Here is a 23,999-nt window from a genome sequence, read left to right as displayed (position 1 = left end):
AACCTGATATTTCCTGCAAAATGGGTTATTCGCGAACGACATCTGATATCTGCAACGATACGCTAACAGGCTCTTCACTGTCATCTGGCAAACGAATAATGCCGCTCCGTCCCTGATAATCACCACGTGCCACGTCGGCTGATCCACTCAGGGATATAGTAGCCACTATAGACACTGACTCTGCTGAGGACAAGGCGAAGGGTCCAACCGCATCAGCATCACTTAAGGTGACAACTGTTGGTAAGTCTGAGAACTGCAACACTTTCACAGCCAGTGGTGGTCCGGCAGTGCCATCAGCTTGCTGTGCGGAAACAAAAACCCGGGTTCTGGCAGAAACGGTAATATCCTGTGAAACAGAAAGGTTGACCGCAACTTGCGGAGCAACTGCATCGCTACCGGCACCACCTTGCGACTCCAGCCTGGATTCAGCGTCAGCCATCATTTGTTGAATGAATTGCGAATCAGGCCCAGTAGGCATCATGGTCAACACTTGCTGCCAATAGGTCAGCGCTGACTGATAGTCCTGGTTCACATAGGCATCAGCACCAAGTAGTTGCAGCACTGTCATTTCACGCGGATTCAGTCGCTGCGCCTGGGTAATGATGCCCATCACTTCCTCGGTCAGTTCCTGGCCAGATGCAACATACTGAGCCTGGGCGTACTGCCCCAGGACAGCAGCCTTATCTTGTGGGTTCTCCATTAACTGCGCGGCACGATCAAATGCACTGGCGGCTTCCGGCATCTGCCCGAGCATCACCAGATTTCTCGCCATCAAATACCAGGCCCAGGCATTTTCTCTATCGTCTTCAACCACATCACCAATTTCATAAATCAAATCGGCAATGGCTTGTGGGTTATCCCTGGCTTCAGCCGTTCTTTCGACGATTCCGGCCAGCTTGAGATCATTCTGTGCCCCCCATAGATCGTAGAGCACGAAGCTGGCAGCCAGTAAAAACACACTGGCTAGTAAAGGCATCAGCCTTGCCGCTGAAAAGAGAGCTTTCTTGTCTGGCTCAGCAACAGCCGGATCAACACGCAGATCCTGATCTTCCACGTCTGTCAGCAAAGAGCGTGACAGCTCAGCTTTTAATGCTGTGAACTGTGCCTGGTCAATCAGGTTCTCACGCAAATCAGTGTGCAACTCTTCCAGCCGTTCCTGATAAATAGCAAGGTTGGCTGCCGCCCGCTGCTGTCTGTCATTCAGCGAAATAACGCGTTGGCGCAGCACAGGTACAGCGATGAAGGCAAATGCCAGAACGAGCAATAATATGCAGATCACCCAAAACAAAAGGCCACCTCTCTCAATTAACGTCGGGAATCATCAGACGAATCATCGTCTGTCGAAGGGTTATTAGCCAGCTTGTCAGCAAGCAATCTGTCCAGTCTGGCCTGCTCATCTGCAGTCAGGTCTTCCGACCCTGCTGCCGCGGTTTCTGCACCTTGATCTTCTTCATTACCCCGGCTATTGGCCGCACTGCGTTTGATAATGCCAAAGACAACCCAGATACCGATGATGAAGAATAATGCCGGGCCGAACCAGAGCAAAATGGTTTGAACCGTTAGCCGGGGCCGATACAGAATGAAATCACCGTAGCGATCCAGCATGAACTGTTCTATTTCTTCGTCAGTGCGACCGTCAATAATCTGATTATAGATTTCCCGGCGAAGATCAGCAGCGACCCCACCCGTAGAATGCGTCAGATTGGCGTTCTGACACATGGGACAACGAAACTCATTGGCCAACTGGCGGAAACGCTCTTCCTGCTCTGCCGTTTCAAAATCGAAGACGTCTACCTGTGCGACAGCCATCATGGCAAATGCCATCGTGCACACGAGTAACAGGCTTTTCATCAGTACCGGAAACAGTCTCATGAAGACTGTCCGCTCGAGGCACTAGCGCTTGCGGCGTGGGCTGATTGTAATTCTCTAACCACAGGCATGATTTCATCTTCCCAAGCCTGATAATTAATCGTACCGATATGCTTATACCGGATCACGCCATCGGCATCGACAATAAAAGTTTCAGGTGCACCATAAACACCAAGGTCAATACCATACCTGCCGCTATCATCGACAATATTCATCGTAAACGGGTTACCATTAATATCCAGCCAGTCTCTGGCAAGGTTATCACGATCTTTATAGTTGACCCCGACTATCGGCACCAGTCCCTGCTCACGAGCCGACATGAAAATCGGATTCTCCTGCAGGCATGGCAAACAGTAGCTCCCCCAGATATTCAATATGAATGGCTCATCAGGCAGATCAGTATTACTGACCAGTTGATCACCTTCGCCCAGAGTGCGCAGTTCAAACTCAGGCAATTCACGATCAATCAACGTTGAAGGCAAGGTCCGCGAATCCATATACAAGCCGCGCCACATAAATACAGCCAGAAGCAAAAATGCAAAGACAGGGATATACAGTTTCAGGTTCTTCATTTGATCACCCCTCCACTACCGGTTGCGAATCTTTATTCGTGACAGGTGCTGCCCTTTGCACCTGACGAACTTTAAAGCGGCGATAGCGTTTATCTGTTACAGCCAGAATACCACCGGCAGCAATAAAAATTGTGCCTATCCAGACCCAGCGTACAAAAGGTTTGATGTACAGTGTCATCGACCAGGCACCCTGATTGCGGGCATCGCCCAGCGTAACAAACAAATCCCGGAAAAAGCGTCCATCAATCCCCATGTGTGTAGCAGGCGTATTGCTCGCTGTATAAAGCTGCTTTTGCGGGTAAAGGTGCCGAAAATAAACACCATCGCGCAGCACTTCGATACTGGCTTCGTCAGCTATGAAGTTGGGGCCTTGAACCGGTTCTATCCCTTCAAAGACAAATGTGTAGCGCCCCAGTTCGGCTGACTCACCAGGATCCAGCAAAACACTTTTTTCGACACTGTAAATACTGGTCAGGCAACCACCCGCCATTGTCATGACAAAACCAAAGTGAGCCAGTTGCATGCCCCAGTAACTGACTGGCAACGATTTTAATCCAGACCAGACATCCGGTTTGTTGGCGATCTTGCTTTGCAGATCACGAAGCAACGAGAAGATCACCCAGCAAGCCAGTACAGTGACGATAATGGTGGTCAGCGGCACCCCCAAAGTCAGCAATACCGGCAATGCAACACCAATAACCAGTGCCGCGATAGCAACTTTACTCAGCTGCTTTATCAGGTATGCACGTGACGTTTTTTTCCAGCGGGCAACCGGGCCGACACCTAACAACAACACCAGGATACCAACCAGCGGTAAAAAGATGGTATTAAAATACGGAGGCCCAACTGAAATCAGGTCACCCCCCGTCACCGCCTGATAGACCATGGGGTATAAAGTGCCCAGCAAAATGGCAGCACTGGCAACCACCAGTATCAGGTTATTGGCCAACAGAAAGACTTCACGCGACCAGCCACCGAAACCAAACTCGCTTTTCAGGATGGGAGCACGAATAGCATACAGCAGTAATGAGCCACCAATGATCAAGCCCAGGAATCCCAGAATGTAGACACCACGGGTCGGGTCAGAGGCAAAGGCGTGAACCGAGGTCAACAGGCCTGAGCGGGTGATAAAGGTACCCAGCAAACTGGAGGCGAAAGCCATGATCGCCAGCAGCACCGTCCAGCTTTTGAATACGCCACGTTTTTCTGTCGCCGCCAATGAGTGAATCATCGCAGCACCAAGTAGCCAGGTAATCAATGGCGGATTTTCAACCGGATCCCAGGCCCACCAGCCGCCCCAGCCCAGTTCGTAATAAGCCCACCAGGACCCCAGTGACAGCCCCAGTGTCAGAATTGCCCAGGCCGCATTTGCCCAGGGGCGACACCACCTGGCCCAGGCTGAGTCGAGTCGGCCGCTGATCAGCGCCGCAATCGCAAAGGCAAACACCACCGAAAAGCCGACATACCCCATGTACAAGGAAGGCGGATGAATGATGAAGGCGAAATCCTGCAAGGCAGCATTGAGGTCTGCGCCATCAGCAGGAGAAAGAGGCAGCGCTCGATCAAAAGGGTTGGATGTAGCCAGCATAAACAGCGTGTAACCAACACTGATTAAACCCATAATGGAAAGTACGCGAGCGACGAACTCGGTTGGCATGGATTTACTGAATATCGCGACAGCCAGCATCCAGCCACCCAGCATCCAGGTCCAGAACAGGAACGACCCTTCGTGACCTCCCCAAACGGCAGTTAACTTGTAGCGCAACGGCAACATGGAATTGGAGTGGTTTGCCACGAACTGCACTGAAAAGTCATCGGTAACAAAACTGTATGCCAGTATCGCCAGGCTGATCGACAGGAAGACAAATACGCCTGCGGTCAGTGGACGAGCCAGCCCCATCCATAGCTGGTTTTGACGTGCTGCACCAACCATCGGGAATATACCCAGTAATATACTCAGTGCAAACGCCAGAATCAGTGAGAAGTTGCCAAGTTCAGGGATCATTAATAGGCTCCCGATGACATGCCGTCACTGTCTACACCAGCAGATTCCAGAGCGGAACGGACTTCCGCCGACATGTAATTCTCATCATGCTTGGCCAAAACACGGGAAGCCTGGAAAACACCAGCCGACGTTAACATGCCTTCGGCCACAATGCCCTGCCCCTCACGGAACAGATCTGGCAAAATCCCGGTGTATAACACCTGCACATCGTGGCTATAGTCGGTGGTAATAAAGCTCACTTCCAGCTCATCCTGATTATGCTCAACCGTACCTTCCTTGACCATGCCTCCTACCCGGATACGTTGTCCTGGAGTCACTTCTCCGGCAGCTACCTGGGTTGGTGTATAGAACAGGTCAATGTTATTGCTTAGCGCAAACAGGGAAAGTCCAATAGCGATACTCAAACCCACGGCGATAAAAAGAATAATACTTAATTTCTTTTTGCGATGTGCTTTCATGGCAACCTCATAATAAGAAACCGATATCGGCAATCATTGCCTGTCATCTGTCGTGTCTGCTGATTTTTCCATTCGCTGACGCTCTTCAGCATCCCTGACTGCACGGCGTTTTTGTGTGCGAATGAACTGTTGTCTGGAGAACCTTGGCGATAGCAGGTTGTAGCCAATAAAAACTGCGAATGACAGATAAACGAGCCAGACATGAACGGCATAACCGCCCATTTGCAGAAACTCGGCAAGACTGTTGAACTGTATCTCAGACATAGCTAGATCCTATTATTACCCTTTTTACCCTTTACGAACCAGATCCTGCACCCATTTTGACCGCCGTTCACGGACAAGGATTTCATTTCGGGTTCGCAACAGCAGTGTAATGATAAAAAACAGATAAACGCCGGCAATCATAATCAGTAATGGCACCCATATTTCTGGCGGGTTTGGCGCCATCGGATCCATGGAAATGCGGCTGGCTGGCTGGTGGAGTGTATTCCACCACTCAACCGAGTATTTGATGATCGGGACATTGATAGCGCCAACGATCGCAAGAATGGCGCAGGCTTTGGCAGCAGCATCCTGGCTTTCAATAGCGGAACGCAACGCGATCACTCCGATAAACAGGAAAAACTGAATAAGCATGGAGGTTAAACGAGCATCCCAGGTCCACCAGACGCCCCAGATCGGCTCCCCCCAAATCGCCCCTGACAACAATGCCAGACCACTGAACCATGCACCAATCGGTGCCACGCACTTGGCAACCATATCAGCCAGTTTCATGCGCCATACCAGGGTAATTGTCCCAGCAACGGCCATTAACGGGAAGCAAGCCAGTGAAATGCTGGCAACGGGGACATGAACATACATGATGCGGATCGTTTCGCCCTGCTGGTAATCAGCTGGAACAAATAACAGCGCCCAGGTTAAACCGACAGCCATAAATACGACCATGGCGGCATAGAGCCAAGGCAACCACTTGCCTGACAGTTCATAGAACCACCGCGGCGAACCCAGTTTAGAGAACCACAACCACATGTATTGTTTACCTTTTCAACCTCGGCATAATCCTGCCGACTCCCGACTCTTAACCTGAGAACTATACCACGACAGGCATATACGAGGACAGTTCGGCTGTTACGCTTTGTAACCCTGGCTTTTTGGACTCGCGGACCAAACTGCACGGCAAATCATTTAGTTGACACTGATTTTCAAGGCGGCCGCTGAAGCAAGCGGCGCAATTGTTAACGCCAGTGCCAGCATGGCCCCCAGGATGGCAAAGTGAGTACCAACCGGTAGACCGAAAGAGACATCTGCTACAGCTTTGGCACCAACAATCAGCACCGGGGTCGTCAATGGCAGTACGATAACGGCCAATATCAACCCGCGACTGCCCAACCCTACGGTCAAGGCAACGCCTATCGAACCAAACAGGCTCAGCACCGGGGTGCCGATCAGCAATGAAATAAACAACGTGCCGTAGGCTTCGGACGGAAGGTAAAGCATGTATGCCAGTACAGGCGAGAGCAAAACAACCGGCAAACCGCTTACCAGCCAGTGGCTGATGTTTTTCGCCAGAACCATAAAATAAAGCGGTTGAGGTGATAGCAGTAACTGTTCAAGCGAACCGTCTTCATAATCAGCCCGGAACAGATTATCCAGTGACAACATTGACGCCAGCAACGCGGAAACCCAGATCACTCCAGCGGCAATAACACTCAACTGTTGTGGATCAGGACTGACCCCCAACGGAAAGAGGCTGACGACAATCAGGAAGAACATCACAGGGTTTAAAATATCATTGCGACGCTTGAAGGCAATCAACAAATCACGCGACAGTGTTGAACGAAAAGCCTTACCGAGTGAAGTTAACGTTTGTGTGTCTGCCACAGAGACTGGTGATTTATCAGTCATACAGAACTCCTGACTCGACTGGCATCCAGGTCAAGGACATCATGACGGCAATCTACTTTCAGATCATGGTGGGTGGTGACCAGCACGGCGCCACCGTTTTTCACATGATGAGCCAGCCGGACTTCGAGCTGTGCTACTGCGTGCACATCCAGCGTGGTAAAAGGCTCATCCAGAATCCACAGGACAGCTCTGCCAATCAGCAGACGCGCCAGTGAAACCCGCTGCTGCTGACCTGCTGAAAGGTTGTGACAGGGAACATCTTCGTAACCTCGAAGACCGACTTCAGCAAGGGCATCGTCAATGTCGGCATCTGCAATCGGGTAATGCAACGCCCCGCTCCAACGTAAATTTTCCCTGGGTGAAAGGATCCGGCTGACACCAGAACGGTGGCCGATATAAAGCAAGGAGGCCAGGTATTGATCGCGCTGCTCTTCAATCAATTGCCCCTGGAAATACAGCTCACCCTCAAAACTGTCATTCAGGCCACAAAGAATGCGCAGCAAAGTCGTCTTGCCACTACCATTACTCCCTTTTACCTGCAGTAGTTGACCACCCTGAACCGAAAAACTGAGTTGCTCGAACAACACTCGCTCATCTCGTTCACAGTAAAGATTACGTCCCTCCAACAGGGCTTCAGGGTTACTGCCAATAGTCATGGTAATTTTCTGGCTTACTCTGCGTTTTGAAAGGTCGCGAGTATACCCTGAATTGGCAGGAATTGCTTGTCGCTACAGGAGGGGGTGGTGCTGTACCGGATTCAGGAGGCAGGACCGGTTTGACGCGTGGCCATCAAGGTCAACAGCCGGGCTTCAGCCTCTGACATACCGCAACTTTTAACAAGTTCGGCCGGGTCGGCGCCCATGCGTAACAATTGCGAGGCCTGGGCATAAGTCATGGTACCCGCTTCACGCGATTCACCCACTGTCTCACGCTTAAGGGCCTGATTGACTTGTCGACGCATATCAAACTGGTCCTGCTGCATCTGACTCAGCACTTTTATCAGTTGTTGCTGCCAATGCCTCTCCTGCTCTTTGTTTTGCTCAAGCATCTGGCGAGTTTGCCTGAATTGCTTGAGCAATACGGCAGTGGTAACGCCCATTGCCAACAATAATACGGTGACAGGGATTAGCATCAGCAACCAACTGTTCATGCCTTATTTCCTCAGTTATCCAGCTCCCGAAGCTCTTCCTCGGATAGCAACTTGTCCAGTTCAACCAGAATAATCAGCTTGTCATCACGATGGCATACACCCTGAATGAACCGCGCGCTGTCATCTTTGTTCACCTGCGGCGCTGATTCGATCTCTGAGCGCTTCATGTAAACAACTTCCGCAACACTATCAACGACAATACCAACGATATGCTGTCCGATTTCCAGGATCACAATTCGTGTATTTTCTTCTGGCTCTTTCTCTGGCAACCCAAAACGCAGACGGGTATTTATGACTGAAATCACCGTACCGCGAATATTTATGATTCCCATGACATAATCGGGTGCCCCCGGCACAGGCGCAATATCCTGATACTTCAGTACTTCACGTACCACCATGACATCGACGCCATAGGTCTCATCTTCCAGTTGAAAGGTGACCCACTGCAGCACCGGATCGTCCTGCTTCAGTTCCACTTCTGCCATTGTTACCTCACCTGCGCTTTAAATCTGACACTGCGTCAAAATTCCAGCACTTCTATTACCTTGAATCCGCTACTTTTCGGCAATACACCGGGTTTTACGGAATTTCTTCAACCGCAAACAACAGAACTACCTGTCACTTGCAGGATCTATACCAGCCTCTTCAGCCAATACGTTTTTCAGCGACTCATCCATCCCGTCCAGTTGCTCACGCAGTGCAGAGACATCAATCAAGCTGCTTAACTGAACTTGCAGGGTCCCGGCCAGCCAGCGCCGATTACCCCGGTGCGTGCGCCATTTAACGTCCTGAGGATCCAGCCGGACAGACTGGTCTGCCCGGTTGACTGCCAATGCCCAGTTGCTGTTACCCAGAATGATCACGGACTGATAGTCTTCTTCCAGGCTATTCTCAAGGTGCGTCTCAGACATCAGTAATTTAGCGGTATCGACAACTCGCAGTTGCCGGCCATTCCAGTTGAGAAGCCCCAGAAACCAGTCTGCCTGGCCAGCGAGGAATTTGAGATTGTCAGTCAATGGACAAATACCGCCGAGTTCATGTAATGGTGCCGCAAGGTCATTACCTGCGACCTCAAACAGCAAGCTGGCAAATGTTTCTTCTGCCCAGCCCGGCCGACTTTCCAACGCAACTTCAGACTCACTCGCCAGCCGGTCCTGCGTGGGAACAGCCAAAGCCGCTTGCGCAATGGCGGTATCAGCGTTGTCTTGCAGCTCTCTGGATAACACCTGGTCCGGCCCGGCATTTTGAAGAGCAGGCATGTCAACCGTAGTTGCCATGCCAGTCTGCTGATTCTGAGCACCATCCACATTACCGCTGGCCTCTACGGCCTTCGTCGATGATGGGTTGATTTCCTGAGGCGGCGTTTCAATGGATTGACGTTGGGACCGTTCCTGTTCGGTACTGGTAACACTTTCTTCGGCCACAACCTCAGTAATGTCACTCAACAGGCTGTCCAGGTAACTTTGCACAAGCTGATTTTGATGCTTGACTGTCACATCATGGCCAAGGTTTGCAGAATCAGGCATTAACGGCATCCCCTTCTGTCAGATGAACAGACTGCTCTTGCTCTTTTTCACGTTTCAACAAGGTTTTCAGCAAAAAGTGATAGGACTGCATGCCGCGGCTGTCTTTACCCAGTGATGTCGGGGTGACACCCTGTGCGCTGGCATCACGCAACCGGGTATCTACCGGAATGGCTGAAGGCCAGACCTGATCTCCCCAAGTTTTTCGCATATGCCGGAAACTGCTGACACTGGCATGGGTACGGCGATCAAACAAGGTTGGTACCATCAAAAACGACAGTGGCTGACGTCGGGAACGATTGATCATATTCAGGGTATTTAACATTCTTTCCACCCCTTTGATCGCCAGGAATTCTGTCTGTACCGGCACGATAAGCTGTGAGCATGCAGCTAATGCATTTACCAGCAATACCCCCAGAGTCGGAGGGCTGTCGATCAACACATAATCAAACTTGTCCCAGAGCCTGGACAACGCCCGGGAAATCGCCAACCCCATCCCCTCCTGTGAAACGGCACTGCGCTCCAACGTTGCCAGTGCAGTGCTGCCTGGCACCAGAGAAAGATTTTTATCCTGGGTTGCCACAATCGTCTGCATCAAACGCTCGTCAGACAGCTGATCTGCAGGCAGGAACCAGTCATAACTACTTTGCCCGGTATCCTCAGGGCGATGAGAGAAGTAACTGCCCAGAGACCCCTGCGGATCCAGGTCCAGCATCAGGACACGTTTCCCCTGGGAAGCCAGTAAACTTCCCAGTGCTACCGTGGTAGTTGTCTTGCCAACGCCACCTTTCTGGTTTGCAATTGTCCAGACACGCATTACTGCAGCTCCTCTCGTAGCTTCACAGGCACATCTCGCAACGCCAGAATCCGGTCAGTCAGCCCTGCTCTGGCCACCGCCATGGGCATGCCATAAATAACAGACGTTGCTTCATCCTGAGCCCAGATTCTGCTGCCTTTGCTTTTCAGCATTCGTGCACCTTCGCGCCCATCTGCCCCCATGCCTGTCAATACAACACCCAGAACGGCACTACCCAACTCTCGCGCCGCAGAGCCGAATGTAACATCCAGCGAAGGTTTATAATTCAGTCGCTCATCACCGGCAACGACTTTTAAAATCAGAGACTGACGGGTTTCAACCAGCATCTGTTTACCACCCGGTGCCAGATAAGCACATCCCGGGCGCAACACATCACCGTCGCTGGCTTCTTTAATCTCCAGCGCACAAATCCTGTTCAAACGTTCAGCAAAGGCCTTGGTAAATGCTTCAGGCATATGTTGCACCAATAAAACAGGAACCGGGAAAGTCGCAGGCAATTGCGTCAGCACTTCCTGCAAGGCCATTGGGCCACCGGTCGAGGCACCAATGACCAGCAGCTTGCAACCACTTTTCGTTCTGGCGCCACGAGCCGGCGATATGTCTGCCGGTTTGTCCTCAGCGGCTTTTCCCGTGGCTGTTTTTACAGCCGTCTCTGACCGGCCAGGCACCAAGCGCTGCAGCCGTTCATCAACCTTGGCCCGGGCAATGGTTTGCAGCCGGTCACAAAGAATTCGCTGCAACTCATCAGCATGGCGGGAAATATCTTCGAAATTCTTGGGCAGATAATCAACCGCCCCAGCCTCCAGGGCATCAAGTGTCACCCGGGCCCCTTCGTAGGTCAAAGAGGAAAACATCAGCACGGGAGTTCCGAATTTCTTGCTGATCTCGCGGACTGCTGTTATGCCATCCATAACCGGCATTTCATAGTCCATGGTAACCACATCCGGCTTCAGGCGCTCCACTGCAGCCAGCGCTTCCTGCCCGTTTTCTGCAGTACCAACTACCGCCATGCGGTGATCTTTATTGATCAGGTCTGTCAGTCGGCGCCGAAAAAAACCAGAATCATCTACCACTAGCACTTTTGTGGTCATTGCAGTTTCCTTATCTACCTATGCGGCATACCGCTTCAGTAATCCAGGTACATCCAGGATGACCGCAATGCGGCCATCCCCGGTAATTGTTGCGCCTGCCATACCTGCGGTTCCATGCAGTATTCGTCCCAGGGGCTTGATGACAACTTCTTCCTGCCCGATGAGTGTATCAACGACAAAGCCAACCCGTTGAGCCCCCACATTGACGATAACCACATTGGCATCATCCGACACTTTGCCATTGTCACCCGAATCATTGGCAACACCGTGGCCCAGCCACTGCCCCAAATGAAACAGTGGCAACGATTTGTCTCTGACTGTCACTACCTGCTGACCATCAACCGTATGTGTTCTTCTGAGGTCCAGGTTAAATATTTCATGCACATTGGCCAGCGGTAACGCAAATGTCTGATCTCGCACCATGATCATCAGTGTTGGCATAATTGCCAGGGTCAGTGGAACTTTGATCTCGATTCTCGACCCCTTGCCTGGCCGGGACTCAATAGCGATGGTGCCATTGAGCTGTGAGATTTTCGTTTTCACAACATCCATACCCACACCACGACCGGATACATCGGAAATCTGGCTCTTGGTTGAGAAACCCGGGGCAAAGATGAGATCAAAGCATTCAGCATCACTTAAGCGATCAGCGGCGTCTTTATCCAGTAATCCTTTTTCGACTGCTTTACGGCGCAATACATCCGGATCCATACCATGGCCATCATCACTGATGGTCAACAGGATATGGTCACCTTCCTGCTCGGCAGCCAGCAGGATCGTTCCCTGCCGGGCTTTGCCTTGCGCTTCACGCTCTTCCGGCTGTTCGATACCGTGATCAACCGCATTGCGTACCAGGTGCACCAGTGGGTCAGCCAATGCTTCCACCAGGTTTTTATCGAGGTCAGTCTCTTCACCCAGTAATTCCAGGTTAACTTCTTTCTTGAGGTTGCGTGCCAGATCTCGCACAACCCTGGGAAAACGACCAAACACCTTCTTGATAGGCTGCATCCGGGTTTTCATAACCGAGGACTGAAGATCGGCTGTTACCAGGTCAAGATTACCGACGGCTTTGGAAAGCACTTCATTGCCTGCGGTCGAACCTAACCGGACCAGACGGTTACGGACCAGTACCAGTTCGCCAACCATATTCATGATTTCGTCCAGTCGACGAGTATCAACCCGGACAGTCGTATCAGCAGAGCTGCTCTCTTTTTTACCAGGTGCAGCTGCCACTTTATCTTCAGGGCGGGGCGTTGCAGACGCTGCCCCGCCAGCTTGCTGCCTGGCCTCAGTTTTTGCCGGTTCCGCCGGCGAAGAAGCAGGCGGTGCATCGGTTGATGTCGGGAAAGGGGTCACGTTACCAGCAGGCTTGGGCTGGGAATCTGAAGAGGATTCACTCGCCTCTGTCGATGGCAGTCCGGCGTGCCGACCTTCGCCGTGCAGAGCATCCAGCAGAGCCTCGAACTCATCATCACTGATTTCATCAGACGCTGCACTGCCCAGACTGGCAGCCGCCCCTTCTCCAGCATCATTCGACTGTCTTTCCTCGTGCTCGCTGGCATTTTCTGACGGCGAAGCAGACTGTTCAGAACCAGCGGTTTTGCCCTGAAGCTGATCGAGTAGCGCTTCAAATTCTTCGTCTGTCATTTCATCAGTCGCATCACCTTCAACTTCAGCAGCGCCTTCGACAGCGCCTGTTGAGGCTTCGATCTGCTGCATCAGGTCCTCGTCCTGCCGGGCCTGGGTGACATCCTGACTAATACCCGAAGCAGACTGCTCAGGTGGCACTTCACCATTGGCCAGTGCTGCCAGTGAAGCAAGCAGCTCCGGATCTGCGGCATCGGGGTTTTGCCTTTCTTTAACCTGATCAAACATGGCATTAATGGCATCCAGTGCTTTCAGCACCACATCCATTAACTCAGAAGATACCTGGCAATGACCATTTCTCAGTTGATCAAAGAGGTTTTCGGTTTCATGGCAACAATCCACCAGGTTATTGAGTTGCAAAAACCCGGCGCCACCTTTGACAGTATGAAACCCACGAAAAATAGCATTCAGCAGATTCTTATCGTCTGGCTGTTGCTCCAGTTGCACCAGTTGCTCTGATAACTGTTCTAGTATTTCACCAGCTTCCAGAAGGAAATCTTCCAGAATTTCTTCGTCATCTATAAAACTCATTTACCATTCCCCCGACTGGTTTAAAATCCCAGGCTGGACAGCAATTCGTCAACTTCGTCCTGATCGTTCACTACGTCACCACGGCTCACACCTTTGACGTAAGGCCCCTCTTCGCTGACATTGGTTTCTTTCTGGTTTACTTCGGTTAAAGCATCAGACTGGATGCCAGCAACCTGCTCCACCTCACTGGCCAGTTTAACCAGTCGAACCAGGCTTTCTTCGACATCCCGGACCAGGTTAATGACCCGCCTGATTACCTGACCACTGAGGTCCTGAAAGCCCTGAGCCAGTAATATGTTTTGCAGGTGCTGTTGAACCTGCTGGCTCTCTGAAGAAATCATGCTCAATAGTCGACTGACCGCGCTGTATTCTTCATCACCATGATCAGCCCGCTCTTTGGCCCAGATATCCTGTACCTGATTACATCGCTCAATGAGTCGCTGAACGCGCGGGCTGGCAGCATCAACATTATCCATTGTTGTGTTGGCTGCTTCTTCTGTCATTTCAATCACATAGTTAAGCCGACTTCGTGCGTCGACCATTTCTGACAACTCACTACTGACATCCAGCCGGCCGTCCAGGCCGATTTCCAGATGAAAATCCTTGAGCGCATTATGCAAAGCACGGGTCAAGCGCCCGACTTCCTGATACAGCGTCTGCTCGCGAACCAGGTTTACGTGTTGCAGAATGGCTATTGCACCATCCATATCATTTGCCTGAAGGCATTGAATTAATTCCGGCGACGATGCCCGCAGTGACTCCGCATACCGAGAATGATCATTATTTTTCTGAATCTCGCCCATCTACGTTTCCCGGCAGTTACTGCGCGTCTATACGCTCAAAAATCTTTTCAATCTTTTCCTGCAATGCAGCCGCTGTGAAAGGCTTAACCACATAGCCATTTACGCCAGCCTGTGCTGCTGCAATGATTTGATCGCGTTTGGCTTCTGCCGTTACCATCAGAATCGGCAACGATTTCAGCCGGTCATTGGCACGTATCGCTTTCAGTAGCTCAATGCCTGTCATTCCCGGCATATTCCAGTCGGTAATAACGAAATCGAATTGCCCGTTTTCCAGCATGGGCATCGCCGATGTGCCATCGTCTGCTTCCGCGGTATTGGTAAAGCCCAAATCACGTAACAGGTTTTTGATAATTCGCCGCATTGTTGAGAAATCATCAACAATGAGAATTTTCATGTTTTTGTCCAAAACCGCCTCCAGCTTGCAAGTACTGTCATGGGAAGCGCAGGCCAATACGCTATCTCCCAAGCAGGTTATCGCTTGAAATCTCAAAATGTTTAGCTGTATTTGAAAAAGAATTGCGATGAGGGCCATCGCAATGAGGATGGTACTAACTCCAGTCTTTCAACCGGGAACGCAGGCGAGCAGCCGCCTGACTATGAATCTGGCTGACACGTGACTCACTAACACCTAATACCTTACCAATCTCTTTCAGGTTTAGCTCATCGTCATAATACAAGGAAAGCACCAGTTTTTCCCGTTCTGGTAACAATTCAATGGCGCCTGCCAGGTGATCGCGAAAAGCATCCGCCTGCAAGGCCTCTGAGGGGCCGGATACCTCGCCATTCAGGGCGTCTGGTATTGATTCTTCGGCGCCGGTATCGGTCAGGTCATCAAAACTGAACAAACGACTGCCCGAAGCATCCTGTAAAATAGCGTAATAGCTTTCCAGGTCAATGCCCATTTCGTCAGCGACTTCTTGATCACGGGCGTCAGTACCGGTACGTGCTTCTACTGTTTTTACCGCATCAGCTACCTGCCGGAACTTTCGGTGTACTGAGCGTGGCGCCCAGTCACCACGGCGAATTTCATCCAGCATTGCACCGCGTATACGAATACCGGCATATGTCTCAAAGCTGGCGCCTTTGGAGACATCATACTTTCTCGCCGCTTCTATCAGCCCGATCATACCCGACTGGATCAGGTCATCCAGTTGCACGCTGGATGGCATTCGCATCAGCAAATGATGGGCAATTCGTTTTACCAGAGGCGCATGCAGAGTGACCAGTTCATCGGCATTAGCCGATTGAACATTCTGGTAGAGTGTAGCTCCACTTGTCATAGTCATCTCATACTCCTCCCCGCTCCAGCGTGCTCAGGCGACACCATGGACCAACCGCTCAACGAAGAACTCCAACTGCCCGTTCGCCACGGTGCGAACCGGCCATTGATTTACCTGCTTCGCCAGCTCCCGGTAGGCCTGGGATGCACGACTGCCGGGATACGCTTCGATGACAGGGCGCTGACGCTGAACAGCCTTTCGAACCACCTCATCAAAGGGAATATCACCAATATACCGCAAATTAACGTCCAGGAAACGGCTGGCCACGGTTGAGAAACGCCGGTAGAGTTTGTGACCTTCGTCAGCTGACCGGGTCATATTCGCCAACACCCGGAAATCATTGATCTGGTTATCACGGTGAAGCAGCTTAATCAGTGCATAGGCGTCAGTCATCGAAGAAGGCTCGTCACAAAGCACGACCAGTACTTCCTGCACAGCCCGCACAAAACTGACCACAGCATCAGAAATGCCTGCGGCCGTATCGACCACCAGCACATCCATTTCATCAGCCAGGTCACTAAAAGCATGAATAATACCCGCGTGTTCGGCTGGCCCCATAGCAACCAGCGACTGTACGCCAGAAGAGGCCGGGATCAGATGAATACCATGAGTTTCAATGAGAATATCACGCAACGAGCACTTGCCAGTGATCACATCGGCAATGGTGCGATCTGCCTTCACATCCAGCAGAATGTCGACATTCGCAAGTCCCAGGTCGGCATCCATCAAAACAACACGTTTCCCTGTCTGGGCCAAAGCCAGGGCCAGGTTAACGGAAATGCTGGTTTTACCGACGCCACCTTTGCCGCCAGTCACCGCCAGTACCTGTATCGAATGATTGTTCATCTATGCTCCAGGCATAAGCCTTTAAAATCAGGCCAGTTTAAATAGCAGATGTGCCTGCTCTGAATACCGCATTGCTCTCAGTGGCAAACCCTTGCATCAACCGGTCTTTATCCACGGGCTCAGATGCTAACACACGGCCAAGGTCAATTGCCTTTTTTACCAGTGCCGGTGCTTTGGCAACGGCAATATCATCCGGAATTGACTGGCCAAAGGTCTCATAGACCACTGGCAATCCTTTCATGATACTCAAAGCCAGCGCATCTCCCAACAGGCAGGCCTCATCAACATGCGAAAGTACACAGGCAACCACATCTGCCCTGCCATAATTACGCCAGGCGGCTTCCAGCACCGGGCCTTGCGCTGTTGCGGGCAATACCAGCCACTTGCGAACACCGGGCTGGGACCTAAGGCTTTCAATCTGCCGGGCCTGCTCAGCATGCGCCGCGGGCAGGCCTGCTGTATCAATCAACACCAACGATTTGTGTTCCAGTGAAGCCAGGGTTTCAGACAACGAATGGTGATTATCAACAATCCGGACGGTGACGCCAAGAATCCGGGCCAGTGCACGTAATTGCTCATGGGATGCCAGACGGAAGCTGTCTGTGGTGACCAGTGCCACTTCATCAGGCCCATGAGCCAGCACATACTGAGTTGCAAGCTTGGCAATAGTGGTTGTTTTACCCGCGCCAGTCGGGCCCAGGAAGGCGTATACACCACCATTAACAATGGGATCAAAACCCAGAGCCGGTAAACTTTTAACCATAGCGGTCAGTGCCTTGCGCCATAAATCCGACACTTTTTCAGCACTGCCACTGCCCTTGATCTGTGACATCAACTGGCGAATAACAGGAGCTGGCAGCCCCATGGTGGAAAAGCGCTCCCAGACCGTAGCCTGAGCCGGTGTCTGACGCTCAAACTGCTCCCAGGCCATACCATTTAAACGTTGCTGTAACAGGCTGCGAATACTGTTCAACTCGGAACGCATGGCGCCAAATTCAGCCTGACTGACATTGGATGGATTGCTGCTTCCCTGGCCTGACGGCGGCGTTGGTTTTTCAGCGCGTGTTGCAACCACCTCGACGCCTCCCTCTGCCAGACTTCGGCTGGAAAGGATGGCAGCATCTTCACCCAGGCTTTCACGGACAAGCTTTAACACCTGCCTCATGTCGCGTGCTGTAAATTTCCTAACCTGCATAGTCACCTCATTCGCCTCATTATCTTTCAGTCAGCCACTATTCACTGGCCAATAGTCGCCACGATCGTAATCTGTTTGTTGTCCGGGATTTCCTGGAATGACAAAACCTTGACGCCCGAAACGGTATATCTCACAAAACGGCTCAGCAGCGGCCGTAATGCGGCACTAACCAGCAACACTGCCGGATTTCCGGCAAGTTCCTGCCGCTGTGCTGCCTGAACAAGAGATTGCTGTAACTTTTCAGCAATGCCTGGCTCAATAACCACGCTGTCATCGATCATGCCGTCGTTTTGCTGAGCAGACTGCTGCACTGCTTTAAGCAATATTTGTTCCAGGGATGATTCCAGTGTCATCACCGGCATTTGCGTGTTATCACCAAATATTCCCTGAACAATCACACGCGACAAGGCAACCCGGACCGCCGAGGTCAATGCCACAGGGTCAGAGGTGCGTCCGGCAGCCACTGCCAGCGACTCACCGATAGTGCGCATATCTTTGACGGGAATGCCTTCCTGAAGCAGGTTCTGCAACACGCGCCGCAGTTGATTGAGATTAATCAGGGAAGGTAACTCTTCGGCCAGTTTTTCTGAGGATTTGCTCAACATGTTCAGCAGTTCGTGAACCTCATCATGGCCCAGCAATTCATGAGCATGCTGCTGTAACACCGAGTTCATATGTGTTGCTACCACTGTGCTGGCATCAACCACCGTATAACCCAGGGTCTGTACCTGTTCCCGCTGTTCTGGCTCTATCCACACTGCATCCAGGCCGAAGGCCGGGTCTTTTGCTTCAATACCCTGGGCTTTGCCATATACCTGACCTGGATTAATGGCCATTTCACGTTCAGGGTATATCTCAGCACCACCGATGTTGACACCCATCAAATTGATTCGATAGGCGTTGGGCTGAAGGTCCAGGTTGTCTCTGATATGAACCGAGGGAACAAGAAATCCCAACTCCTGCGATAACTTCTTCCTGACCCCTTTGATTCTGGCAAGCAGCGGGCCGCCCTGTGATTTATCCACCAGTGGTATCAATCGATAGCCGACTTCCAGCCCAACAATATCGACCGGGCTGACATCATTCCAACCCAGTTCTGCAGCTTCCTGACCTTCTGCATCGGCAGGCGCTTTATTGTCATTTTCGGCAGCCTCTTCAGCTGGGGCTTCCAGCTTCTTTCGTTGCTGCCAGTAAATTGCCCCGGCACCACTGGCTGCAGCAAAGGCAAGCGCCAGAAATGCAAAATGCGGCATCCCGGGCACGATACCCATAACAAACAATATGCCCGCTGCCACACCCAGTGAGCGCGGCGTGGCAAACATCTGTCCCAGCACCTGGGTGCCCATCATTTCTGAACTGTTGTTGCGAGTGACCATGATGGCGGCAGAGGTAGACAGCACAAGTGCCGGAATCTGGGCGACCAGGCCATCACCAATGGTCAGCAAAGCATAGCGCTCAGCAGCCGTCGAAAAATCCAGCCCATGCTGCAGCATGCCAATTGCCAAGCCACCGGCAATGTTAATGACCAGAATAAGAATGCCGGCAATGGCATCACCTTTGACAAATTTACTGGCACCGTCCATCGCCCCGTAAAAATCAGCTTCCTGGGTGATATCCAGTCGTCGCGTGCGCGCCTGTTCCTGGTCTATCAAACCAGCATTCAGATCGGCATCCACTGCCATCTGTTTACCTGGCATCGCATCCAGGGTGAATCGTGCGCTCACCTCGGCAATACGTCCGGCACCTTTGGTGACCACCACAAAGTTGATGATGATAAGAATCAGAAAGACAATCAGGCCCACGGCATAGTTACCGCCAATCACAACCTCACCAAAAGACTCGATCACCCGGCCAGCTGCCGCCCCGCCTTCATGGCCACTCAACAGTACCACCCGAGTAGAAGCCACATTCAGGGCCAGCCGGAGCAAGGTTGAAACCAGCAAAATCGTTGGGAACACTGCAAAGTCGAGGGGTCGCATGGCATAGACAGCCACACACAACACCACCAGTGCGATAGTGATGTTAAAAGTAAACAGTACATCCAGCAGGAACGGCGGTAGTGGCAGCGTCATCATTGCCAGGATTACCAGCAATAATACCGGGATACCGAGATTGCCCTGAGCGAGGTTACGAGCCCCTGCCAGTACTTCCTGACGATTTAATGAGTTACCTGCACTCACGCCCGGGTTCCTGTATTTATTGTGCTGCTCACTGTCATTGTTCAGTCGCTACTTGCAAATACTTTCAAATAATTGACACTTACTGCGTCTGGCCGGTTGGTAAAATTGACACTCAAAAACAAATATTCTTTTAATTCAGCTAGATAGAATAATCACATCGATGCGTGCCAATAACCTCAACCAAGTACTTGCAAAAGTCGTGCACAAAAAGGGTTTCGACGGCAATTTTATTCAGTCGTTTCCTGGTAGCGTCCCTGATGTTGCAATTCTTCAGGAATCGGCAATTGCTTCGGCAGATATGGACGTCGCGCATTACCGCGACGGAAAGCCTTGAGCTGGAAGACATAAGCAAGCACCTGGGCAACAGCCTTGAAAAGGCCTTCGGGAATTTCCTGCTTAAGTTGGGTATGGTAATAAATAGCACGAGCCAGCATGGGAGACTCGACTACCGGTATTTCATGCTTGTTAGCAACTTCACGAATTTTCATTGCCATCATATCGACACCCTTGGCAATCAATACCGGCGCCCCACCCTGGCCTTCACGGTCATACCGCAATGCCACTGCATAGTGTTGCGGGTTTGTCACAACCACATCAGCCTGGGGTAACTCGGACATCATCCGGTTCTGTGTCATCTGATACTGGAGTTGACGAACGCGCTGCTTAACTTCAGGACGCCCTTCCGTGTCTTTCATTTCGTCTTTGACCTGCTGATGGGTCATCTTGAGTTTTTCACGGTAACTGTGAATCTGAAAAGGAATATCGACCACTGCGATGATCACAGTCGCTGCTGACATGACCAGAATAGCCATCATGAGAATCTGAACTGACTGAGACATCGCAGCCGTCACATCAAGCCCGGCGATAGCCATCAACCTGTCCATGGTTAAATAAAAGATCAGCAACGCCATCGAGGCGACAACCAGCACTTTTGCGATCGCCTTAAAGAGTTCCATTAATGACTTGGCACCAAACATACGCTTCAGACCTGACAACGGGCTAAGCCGACTGGCTTTAGGTGCCAGTGCTTTGGTACTGAAATTCCAGCCACCCAGACCAATAGGAGCTACCAAGGCGGCTACCAATAGGACAGCAAACACGGGTAGCAGTAATTTCATCCCGCCCATGACAGAAGTCTGCAACATCTGAAAAAGATACGCTGTGTCAAAAACCTGGTGTCGGTCCAGATCAAAGGTCTGTCTTGCTATTCCCGACATGGCGCCAACCATGTAATTGCCGAACATCCAGATCGCGGCACTACCGGCAATCAGGATAGCCATCGTATTCAGCTCACGGGAACGGACGATATCCCCCTCTTCCCGCGCCTTTTCTATGCGCCGGGGGGTGGGTTCCTGTGACTTGTCAGCGGACGAATCCTGATCTTCTGCCATGCTATTGCCTTAATTGAATACAGATCTCATACGCATGAATGCTTCCAGAAACAGCCCTTCTGCAAACTCAGCGGTCAGCGTAAACATCAACCAGATTAAAAATAAGCCAAACATCAGCGCCACCGGGAACCCCAGCGCGAAGACATTCATTTGCGGGGCAGCACGCGTCATAATGCCAAATGCCAGGTTACTCATCAGCAGTGCTGTCACGGCGGGCAACGCCATACCCATGGCACTCGCGAATAACCAGGACATGGTACTGATCACTTCCAGGATCAGACTTCCGTCAAACCAGGGATCACTGACCGGGTAGCGGGTAAAACTCTGAACCAGGACATCAATCATTATCAGGTGCCCATCAAGGGTGAGAAACAGCAACGTAACAAACATAAGATAGAACGTACTGAGAATGGGGACATTGACGCCGTTGGCCGGATCCATCATTGAGGCAAAACCCAACCCCATTTGCATGGCAATCATCTGACCCAGCAACACGAAAACCTGAAATACCATCTGCAGGAAAAAGCCCATCAAAATGCCAATCAGAACCTGTTGCAGCACAATAACAATCATGCTGGCAGAGAGTGCATCCATCGGTGGAGCGGGTGGTAATAGCGGAGCTACGAATAAACTGATAGCCAGTGCCAATATTAACCTGACCCGAATCGGTACGAAATCAGAACCGAATACCGGTGCCATCATCATAAAGCTGCCTACCCTGATAAAGGGTAGCATCCACTGGCTGACCCAGATAAATATCTCATCCGCTAACAGGTTCATTGCTAACCCAACAACACGGGGATACTTGTCACCAACTGCTCGAAATGTTCAAGGATACGCCGCAATAACCAGGGGCCGGTAATAATGATCATGATCAACGTCGTCAGCAAACGAGGCAGAAAGCTCAATGTCTGCTCATTAATCTGGGTTGCTGCCTGAAAGGTGCTGATAATCAGACCGACAACCAGGCTGGGAGTCACAATCACGGTAACCAGCAACACAATCAGCCACATGGCATCACGCCAGACTTGTACTGCCATATCAGGTGTCATTGTCTACCCTCCGAAACTCGCCGCCAGCGTACCGATCACCATGGCCCAGCCATCAACCAGTACAAACAGCATAATTTTAAATGGCAGAGAGATAATAATCGGCGACAGCATCATCATACCCATTGCCATCAGAACACTGGCGACCACCAGATCGATAACCAGAAACGGGATAAATAGCAGAAAACCAATCTGAAATGCCGTTTTCAGCTCACTCGTGACAAAAGCCGGAATCAGCACCGTCATCGGCACTTCATCAACACTGTTGAGGTTCTCAATTTGCGCCAGGTCAAGAAATAGTGCCAGGTCAGATTCCCGGGTCTGGGCTGTCATGAACTCGCGAAAAGGAGTTTCGGCAGCGGCCAGCGCCTGATCCGCAGATATCGACTCTGCCAGGTAGGGTTGCAATGCCTCTTCATTCACACGCTGAAAAACAGGCGACATGATAAACACTGATAAAAACAATGCCAGACCCAGCAGAATCTGATTCGATGGCGTTTGTTGCAACCCCAGTGCCTGCCGGAGAATAGCGAACACGACAATGATACGCGTGAAGGAAGTCATCATCATGGCCAGCGCTGGCAGCAGTGTGAGCGCGGTCATGATAAACAGAATCTGCAATGTCACCGAGTACTGCTGTCCGCCATCTTCTGTGGCAGAGACTGTCAAGGCCGGTACACCCTGTAGCTGGGACAATGTACCTGCCAGTAAAGACTCGTTTTCTTCGCTGGCAGCCGCTTGCTGGGCGGCCGCATCCTGTTGCTGTGCTACCGACACCGATGCCAGCAGCGTCATGACAACTGCCAAAACCAACGAAGCAACCCATTTCATATCACACTTCGCCATCATGACTGCCGACCAGTAAACTGTCTGAGAACCTCTGCAAAACGTCCGTTACCGGCATCAGTTGATATGACAGCCTCAACATCCTCCAGAGACATTTCATGCAACTTGTTGATCTGTTGTGGTGTCACACCAAGAATCAGTACACGGTCAATGACTTTAACCATAACCAGTCTCTCACGATGGCCTAGCGGTATGGCCGCCAGTACGTTCATGGCATTCACCTGACCTGCCGCGCCAGGTTGAACACGACGGTATACCCAGGCCAGAAACAGTATCAGGCCAACAATAACAAACAGCCCCATTCCCATCTGGAGAAACGAACTGACACCCGGCGACTGTGACGAAGCAGCACTGCCAGAGATTTCCTGCGCGGATGCCTGACCAATTAATAACATGGCGCTGATGTATAAGGGGACATTTGACATTAACAGTACTTATCTCAGTTTTTTAATACGCTCGGAAGGACTGATGACGTCGGTCATGCGAATACCAAATTTATCGTTCACGACAACCACCTCACCATGAGCGATCAGGGTGCCATTTACCAGTACATCCAGTGGCTCACCAGCAAGGCGATCCAGTTCAATCACGGAGCCCTGGTTGAGTTGTAACAGGTTACGGATAGTGATCGCGGTACTGCCAACTTCCATGGAAATTCGCACCGGGATATCCAGAATGACATCCAGATCAGGAGAGCCATCGGCCTGTGTTCTTTCCTGGCTGACTTCTTGTCCACTGTCATCCTGGTTTTGCTGATTTTCTTCTTCCATGGCTTCCGCCCACTGATCTGAAATATCCTGCTCTTCGCTCATGATAAACTCCCGCCTGTTGTCATAGATAT

25 protein-coding genes and 2 pseudogenes are annotated in these 23,999 nt (G+C 51.3%); all 27 read right to left on the bottom strand.

Annotation, left to right across the window (positions count from 1 at the left end; genetic code table 11):
• Positions 1-25 precede the first annotated feature (25 nt).
• On the bottom strand, positions 26-1,279 hold the full coding sequence (gene ccmI / locus PSCS_RS13415) for a c-type cytochrome biogenesis protein CcmI (RefSeq protein WP_229694573.1): 1,254 nt from the start codon (positions 1,277-1,279) through the stop codon (positions 26-28).
• Between the two features lie 26 nt (positions 1,280-1,305).
• Entirely contained in the window at positions 1,306-1,872 is a 567-nt protein-coding gene (locus PSCS_RS13410; protein WP_082866622.1) for a cytochrome c-type biogenesis protein, read from the bottom strand.
• Positions 1,869-2,441, bottom strand: a complete 573-nt coding sequence (locus PSCS_RS13405) for a DsbE family thiol:disulfide interchange protein (RefSeq protein ID WP_068812595.1) — start codon at positions 2,439-2,441, stop codon at positions 1,869-1,871. The genes PSCS_RS13410 and PSCS_RS13405 overlap by 4 nt, the downstream gene beginning before the upstream one ends.
• Before the next feature lie 4 nt (positions 2,442-2,445).
• Entirely contained in the window at positions 2,446-4,446 is a 2,001-nt protein-coding gene (locus tag PSCS_RS13400) for a heme lyase CcmF/NrfE family subunit (RefSeq protein WP_068812594.1), read from the bottom strand.
• Entirely contained in the window at positions 4,446-4,904 is a 459-nt protein-coding gene (gene ccmE, locus PSCS_RS13395; RefSeq protein WP_068812773.1) for a cytochrome c maturation protein CcmE, read from the bottom strand. Before ccmE ends, PSCS_RS13400 begins: the two co-directional genes overlap by 1 nt.
• Positions 4,905-4,937: 33 nt before the next feature.
• The gene (gene ccmD / locus PSCS_RS13390; protein WP_068812593.1) at positions 4,938-5,168 is read right to left on the bottom strand and encodes a heme exporter protein CcmD; all 231 of its coding nucleotides are present in this window, start codon (positions 5,166-5,168) and stop codon (positions 4,938-4,940) included.
• Between the two features lie 24 nt (positions 5,169-5,192).
• Entirely contained in the window at positions 5,193-5,933 is a 741-nt protein-coding gene (gene ccmC, locus PSCS_RS13385; protein ID WP_068812592.1) for a heme ABC transporter permease CcmC, read from the bottom strand.
• 156 nt (positions 5,934-6,089) lie between these two features.
• Positions 6,090-6,809 (bottom strand): heme exporter protein CcmB, encoded by a 720-nt coding sequence (gene ccmB / locus PSCS_RS13380; protein WP_068812591.1) that lies wholly within the window; start codon positions 6,807-6,809, stop codon positions 6,090-6,092.
• Positions 6,806-7,465 carry a cytochrome c biogenesis heme-transporting ATPase CcmA gene (ccmA, locus tag PSCS_RS13375; protein WP_068812590.1) on the bottom strand — a complete coding sequence of 220 codons (660 nt, stop codon included), beginning with the start codon at positions 7,463-7,465 and terminating at the stop codon, positions 6,806-6,808. Before ccmA ends, ccmB begins: the two co-directional genes overlap by 4 nt.
• A 101-nt stretch (positions 7,466-7,566) precedes the next feature.
• Positions 7,567-7,959: a DUF2802 domain-containing protein gene (locus tag PSCS_RS13370; RefSeq protein ID WP_068812589.1), complete on the bottom strand. Its 393-nt coding sequence runs from the start codon at positions 7,957-7,959 to the stop codon at positions 7,567-7,569.
• Positions 7,960-7,970: 11 nt separating this feature from the next.
• Positions 7,971-8,444 (bottom strand): chemotaxis protein CheW, encoded by a 474-nt coding sequence (locus PSCS_RS13365; RefSeq protein WP_068812588.1) that lies wholly within the window; start codon positions 8,442-8,444, stop codon positions 7,971-7,973.
• A 126-nt stretch (positions 8,445-8,570) separates the two neighbouring features.
• Complete coding sequence (locus PSCS_RS13360) at positions 8,571-9,485, bottom strand: chemotaxis protein CheW (protein ID WP_068812587.1); 915 nt, start codon at positions 9,483-9,485, stop codon at positions 8,571-8,573.
• Positions 9,478-10,299 carry a ParA family protein gene (locus tag PSCS_RS13355; protein ID WP_068812586.1) on the bottom strand — a complete coding sequence of 274 codons (822 nt, stop codon included), beginning with the start codon at positions 10,297-10,299 and terminating at the stop codon, positions 9,478-9,480. The genes PSCS_RS13360 and PSCS_RS13355 overlap by 8 nt, the downstream gene beginning before the upstream one ends.
• Positions 10,299-11,390: a protein-glutamate methylesterase/protein-glutamine glutaminase gene (locus PSCS_RS13350; protein ID WP_068812585.1), complete on the bottom strand. Its 1,092-nt coding sequence runs from the start codon at positions 11,388-11,390 to the stop codon at positions 10,299-10,301. The genes PSCS_RS13355 and PSCS_RS13350 overlap by 1 nt, the downstream gene beginning before the upstream one ends.
• Positions 11,391-11,408: 18 nt before the next feature.
• The gene (locus PSCS_RS13345; RefSeq protein ID WP_068812584.1) at positions 11,409-13,568 is read right to left on the bottom strand and encodes a chemotaxis protein CheA; all 2,160 of its coding nucleotides are present in this window, start codon (positions 13,566-13,568) and stop codon (positions 11,409-11,411) included.
• Positions 13,569-13,588: 20 nt separating this feature from the next.
• The gene (locus PSCS_RS13340; RefSeq protein WP_157885720.1) at positions 13,589-14,275 is read right to left on the bottom strand and encodes a protein phosphatase CheZ; all 687 of its coding nucleotides are present in this window, start codon (positions 14,273-14,275) and stop codon (positions 13,589-13,591) included.
• Positions 14,276-14,387: 112 nt separating this feature from the next.
• On the bottom strand, positions 14,388-14,765 hold the full coding sequence (cheY, locus tag PSCS_RS13335) for a chemotaxis response regulator CheY (protein WP_317621813.1): 378 nt from the start codon (positions 14,763-14,765) through the stop codon (positions 14,388-14,390).
• Positions 14,766-14,919: 154 nt separating this feature from the next.
• The gene (locus PSCS_RS13330) at positions 14,920-15,657 is read right to left on the bottom strand and encodes an RNA polymerase sigma factor FliA (protein WP_068812582.1); all 738 of its coding nucleotides are present in this window, start codon (positions 15,655-15,657) and stop codon (positions 14,920-14,922) included.
• A 27-nt stretch (positions 15,658-15,684) separates the two neighbouring features.
• Positions 15,685-16,497 carry a MinD/ParA family protein gene (locus tag PSCS_RS13325; RefSeq protein ID WP_068812581.1) on the bottom strand — a complete coding sequence of 271 codons (813 nt, stop codon included), beginning with the start codon at positions 16,495-16,497 and terminating at the stop codon, positions 15,685-15,687.
• Between the two features lie 37 nt (positions 16,498-16,534).
• Complete coding sequence (locus tag PSCS_RS13320) at positions 16,535-17,692, bottom strand: flagellar biosynthesis protein FlhF (protein ID WP_082866620.1); 1,158 nt, start codon at positions 17,690-17,692, stop codon at positions 16,535-16,537.
• A 41-nt stretch (positions 17,693-17,733) separates the two neighbouring features.
• A complete protein-coding gene (flhA, locus tag PSCS_RS13315) occupies positions 17,734-19,872 on the bottom strand; it encodes a flagellar biosynthesis protein FlhA (protein WP_068812579.1) in 2,139 nt (712 codons plus the stop codon).
• Between the two features lie 227 nt (positions 19,873-20,099).
• A complete protein-coding gene (gene flhB, locus PSCS_RS13310) occupies positions 20,100-21,263 on the bottom strand; it encodes a flagellar biosynthesis protein FlhB (RefSeq protein ID WP_068812578.1) in 1,164 nt (387 codons plus the stop codon).
• Between the two features lie 9 nt (positions 21,264-21,272).
• The gene (gene fliR / locus PSCS_RS13305) at positions 21,273-22,043 is read right to left on the bottom strand and encodes a flagellar biosynthetic protein FliR (protein ID WP_068812577.1); all 771 of its coding nucleotides are present in this window, start codon (positions 22,041-22,043) and stop codon (positions 21,273-21,275) included.
• Positions 22,044-22,045: 2 nt separating this feature from the next.
• Positions 22,046-22,315 carry a flagellar biosynthesis protein FliQ gene (fliQ, locus tag PSCS_RS13300; RefSeq protein WP_068812576.1) on the bottom strand — a complete coding sequence of 90 codons (270 nt, stop codon included), beginning with the start codon at positions 22,313-22,315 and terminating at the stop codon, positions 22,046-22,048.
• A 3-nt stretch (positions 22,316-22,318) separates the two neighbouring features.
• Positions 22,319-22,990 (bottom strand): annotated as a pseudogene (gene fliP / locus PSCS_RS13295) (flagellar type III secretion system pore protein FliP); the annotation flags it as partial.
• A gap of 167 nt (positions 22,991-23,157) precedes the next feature.
• Positions 23,158-23,583, bottom strand: a complete 426-nt coding sequence (gene fliO, locus PSCS_RS13290) for a flagellar biosynthetic protein FliO (protein ID WP_068812575.1) — start codon at positions 23,581-23,583, stop codon at positions 23,158-23,160.
• Positions 23,584-23,592: 9 nt separating this feature from the next.
• Positions 23,593-23,850, bottom strand: a pseudogene (gene fliN, locus PSCS_RS13285) (flagellar motor switch protein FliN); the annotation flags it as partial.
• Between the last annotated feature and the right edge of the window lie 149 nt (positions 23,851-23,999).

This window comes from Pseudohongiella nitratireducens, from assembly GCF_001642735.1.
GTDB classification, from domain to species: domain Bacteria; phylum Pseudomonadota; class Gammaproteobacteria; order Pseudomonadales; family Pseudohongiellaceae; genus Pseudohongiella; species Pseudohongiella nitratireducens.
Note: the sequence above shows the minus strand (reverse complement) of the source record. Positions and strands in the feature narration are given on the sequence as shown.

Excerpts from the sequence above, each read along its gene's own strand:
- fliO (WP_068812575.1), bottom strand. The coding sequence starts at position 23,583 with ATGTCAAATGTCCCCTTATACATCAGCGCCATGTTATTAATTGGTCAG.
- PSCS_RS13345 (WP_068812584.1), bottom strand. The coding sequence starts at position 13,568 with ATGAGTTTTATAGATGACGAAGAAATTCTGGAAGATTTCCTTCTGGAA.
- PSCS_RS13360 (WP_068812587.1), bottom strand. The coding sequence starts at position 9,485 with ATGCCTGATTCTGCAAACCTTGGCCATGATGTGACAGTCAAGCATCAA.
- PSCS_RS13400 (WP_068812594.1), bottom strand. The coding sequence starts at position 4,446 with ATGATCCCTGAACTTGGCAACTTCTCACTGATTCTGGCGTTTGCACTG.
- ccmC (WP_068812592.1), bottom strand. The coding sequence starts at position 5,933 with ATGTGGTTGTGGTTCTCTAAACTGGGTTCGCCGCGGTGGTTCTATGAA.
- ccmA (WP_068812590.1), bottom strand. The coding sequence starts at position 7,465 with ATGACTATTGGCAGTAACCCTGAAGCCCTGTTGGAGGGACGTAATCTT.
- flhB (WP_068812578.1), bottom strand. The coding sequence starts at position 21,263 with ATGGCAGAAGATCAGGATTCGTCCGCTGACAAGTCACAGGAACCCACC.
- PSCS_RS13365 (WP_068812588.1), bottom strand. The coding sequence starts at position 8,444 with ATGGCAGAAGTGGAACTGAAGCAGGACGATCCGGTGCTGCAGTGGGTC.
- ccmE (WP_068812773.1), bottom strand. The coding sequence starts at position 4,904 with ATGAAAGCACATCGCAAAAAGAAATTAAGTATTATTCTTTTTATCGCC.
- cheY (WP_317621813.1), bottom strand. The coding sequence starts at position 14,765 with ATGAAAATTCTCATTGTTGATGATTTCTCAACAATGCGGCGAATTATC.
- PSCS_RS13355 (WP_068812586.1), bottom strand. The coding sequence starts at position 10,299 with ATGCGTGTCTGGACAATTGCAAACCAGAAAGGTGGCGTTGGCAAGACA.
- PSCS_RS13325 (WP_068812581.1), bottom strand. The coding sequence starts at position 16,497 with ATGAACAATCATTCGATACAGGTACTGGCGGTGACTGGCGGCAAAGGT.
- PSCS_RS13330 (WP_068812582.1), bottom strand. The coding sequence starts at position 15,657 with ATGACTATGACAAGTGGAGCTACACTCTACCAGAATGTTCAATCGGCT.
- PSCS_RS13410 (WP_082866622.1), bottom strand. The coding sequence starts at position 1,872 with ATGAGACTGTTTCCGGTACTGATGAAAAGCCTGTTACTCGTGTGCACG.
- PSCS_RS13405 (WP_068812595.1), bottom strand. The coding sequence starts at position 2,441 with ATGAAGAACCTGAAACTGTATATCCCTGTCTTTGCATTTTTGCTTCTG.
- fliR (WP_068812577.1), bottom strand. The coding sequence starts at position 22,043 with ATGAACCTGTTAGCGGATGAGATATTTATCTGGGTCAGCCAGTGGATG.
- PSCS_RS13340 (WP_157885720.1), bottom strand. The coding sequence starts at position 14,275 with ATGGATGGTGCAATAGCCATTCTGCAACACGTAAACCTGGTTCGCGAG.
- PSCS_RS13370 (WP_068812589.1), bottom strand. The coding sequence starts at position 7,959 with ATGAACAGTTGGTTGCTGATGCTAATCCCTGTCACCGTATTATTGTTG.
- PSCS_RS13320 (WP_082866620.1), bottom strand. The coding sequence starts at position 17,692 with ATGCAGGTTAGGAAATTTACAGCACGCGACATGAGGCAGGTGTTAAAG.
- fliQ (WP_068812576.1), bottom strand. The coding sequence starts at position 22,315 with ATGACACCTGATATGGCAGTACAAGTCTGGCGTGATGCCATGTGGCTG.
- ccmB (WP_068812591.1), bottom strand. The coding sequence starts at position 6,809 with ATGACTGATAAATCACCAGTCTCTGTGGCAGACACACAAACGTTAACT.
- ccmD (WP_068812593.1), bottom strand. The coding sequence starts at position 5,168 with ATGTCTGAGATACAGTTCAACAGTCTTGCCGAGTTTCTGCAAATGGGC.
- PSCS_RS13350 (WP_068812585.1), bottom strand. The coding sequence starts at position 11,390 with ATGACCACAAAAGTGCTAGTGGTAGATGATTCTGGTTTTTTTCGGCGC.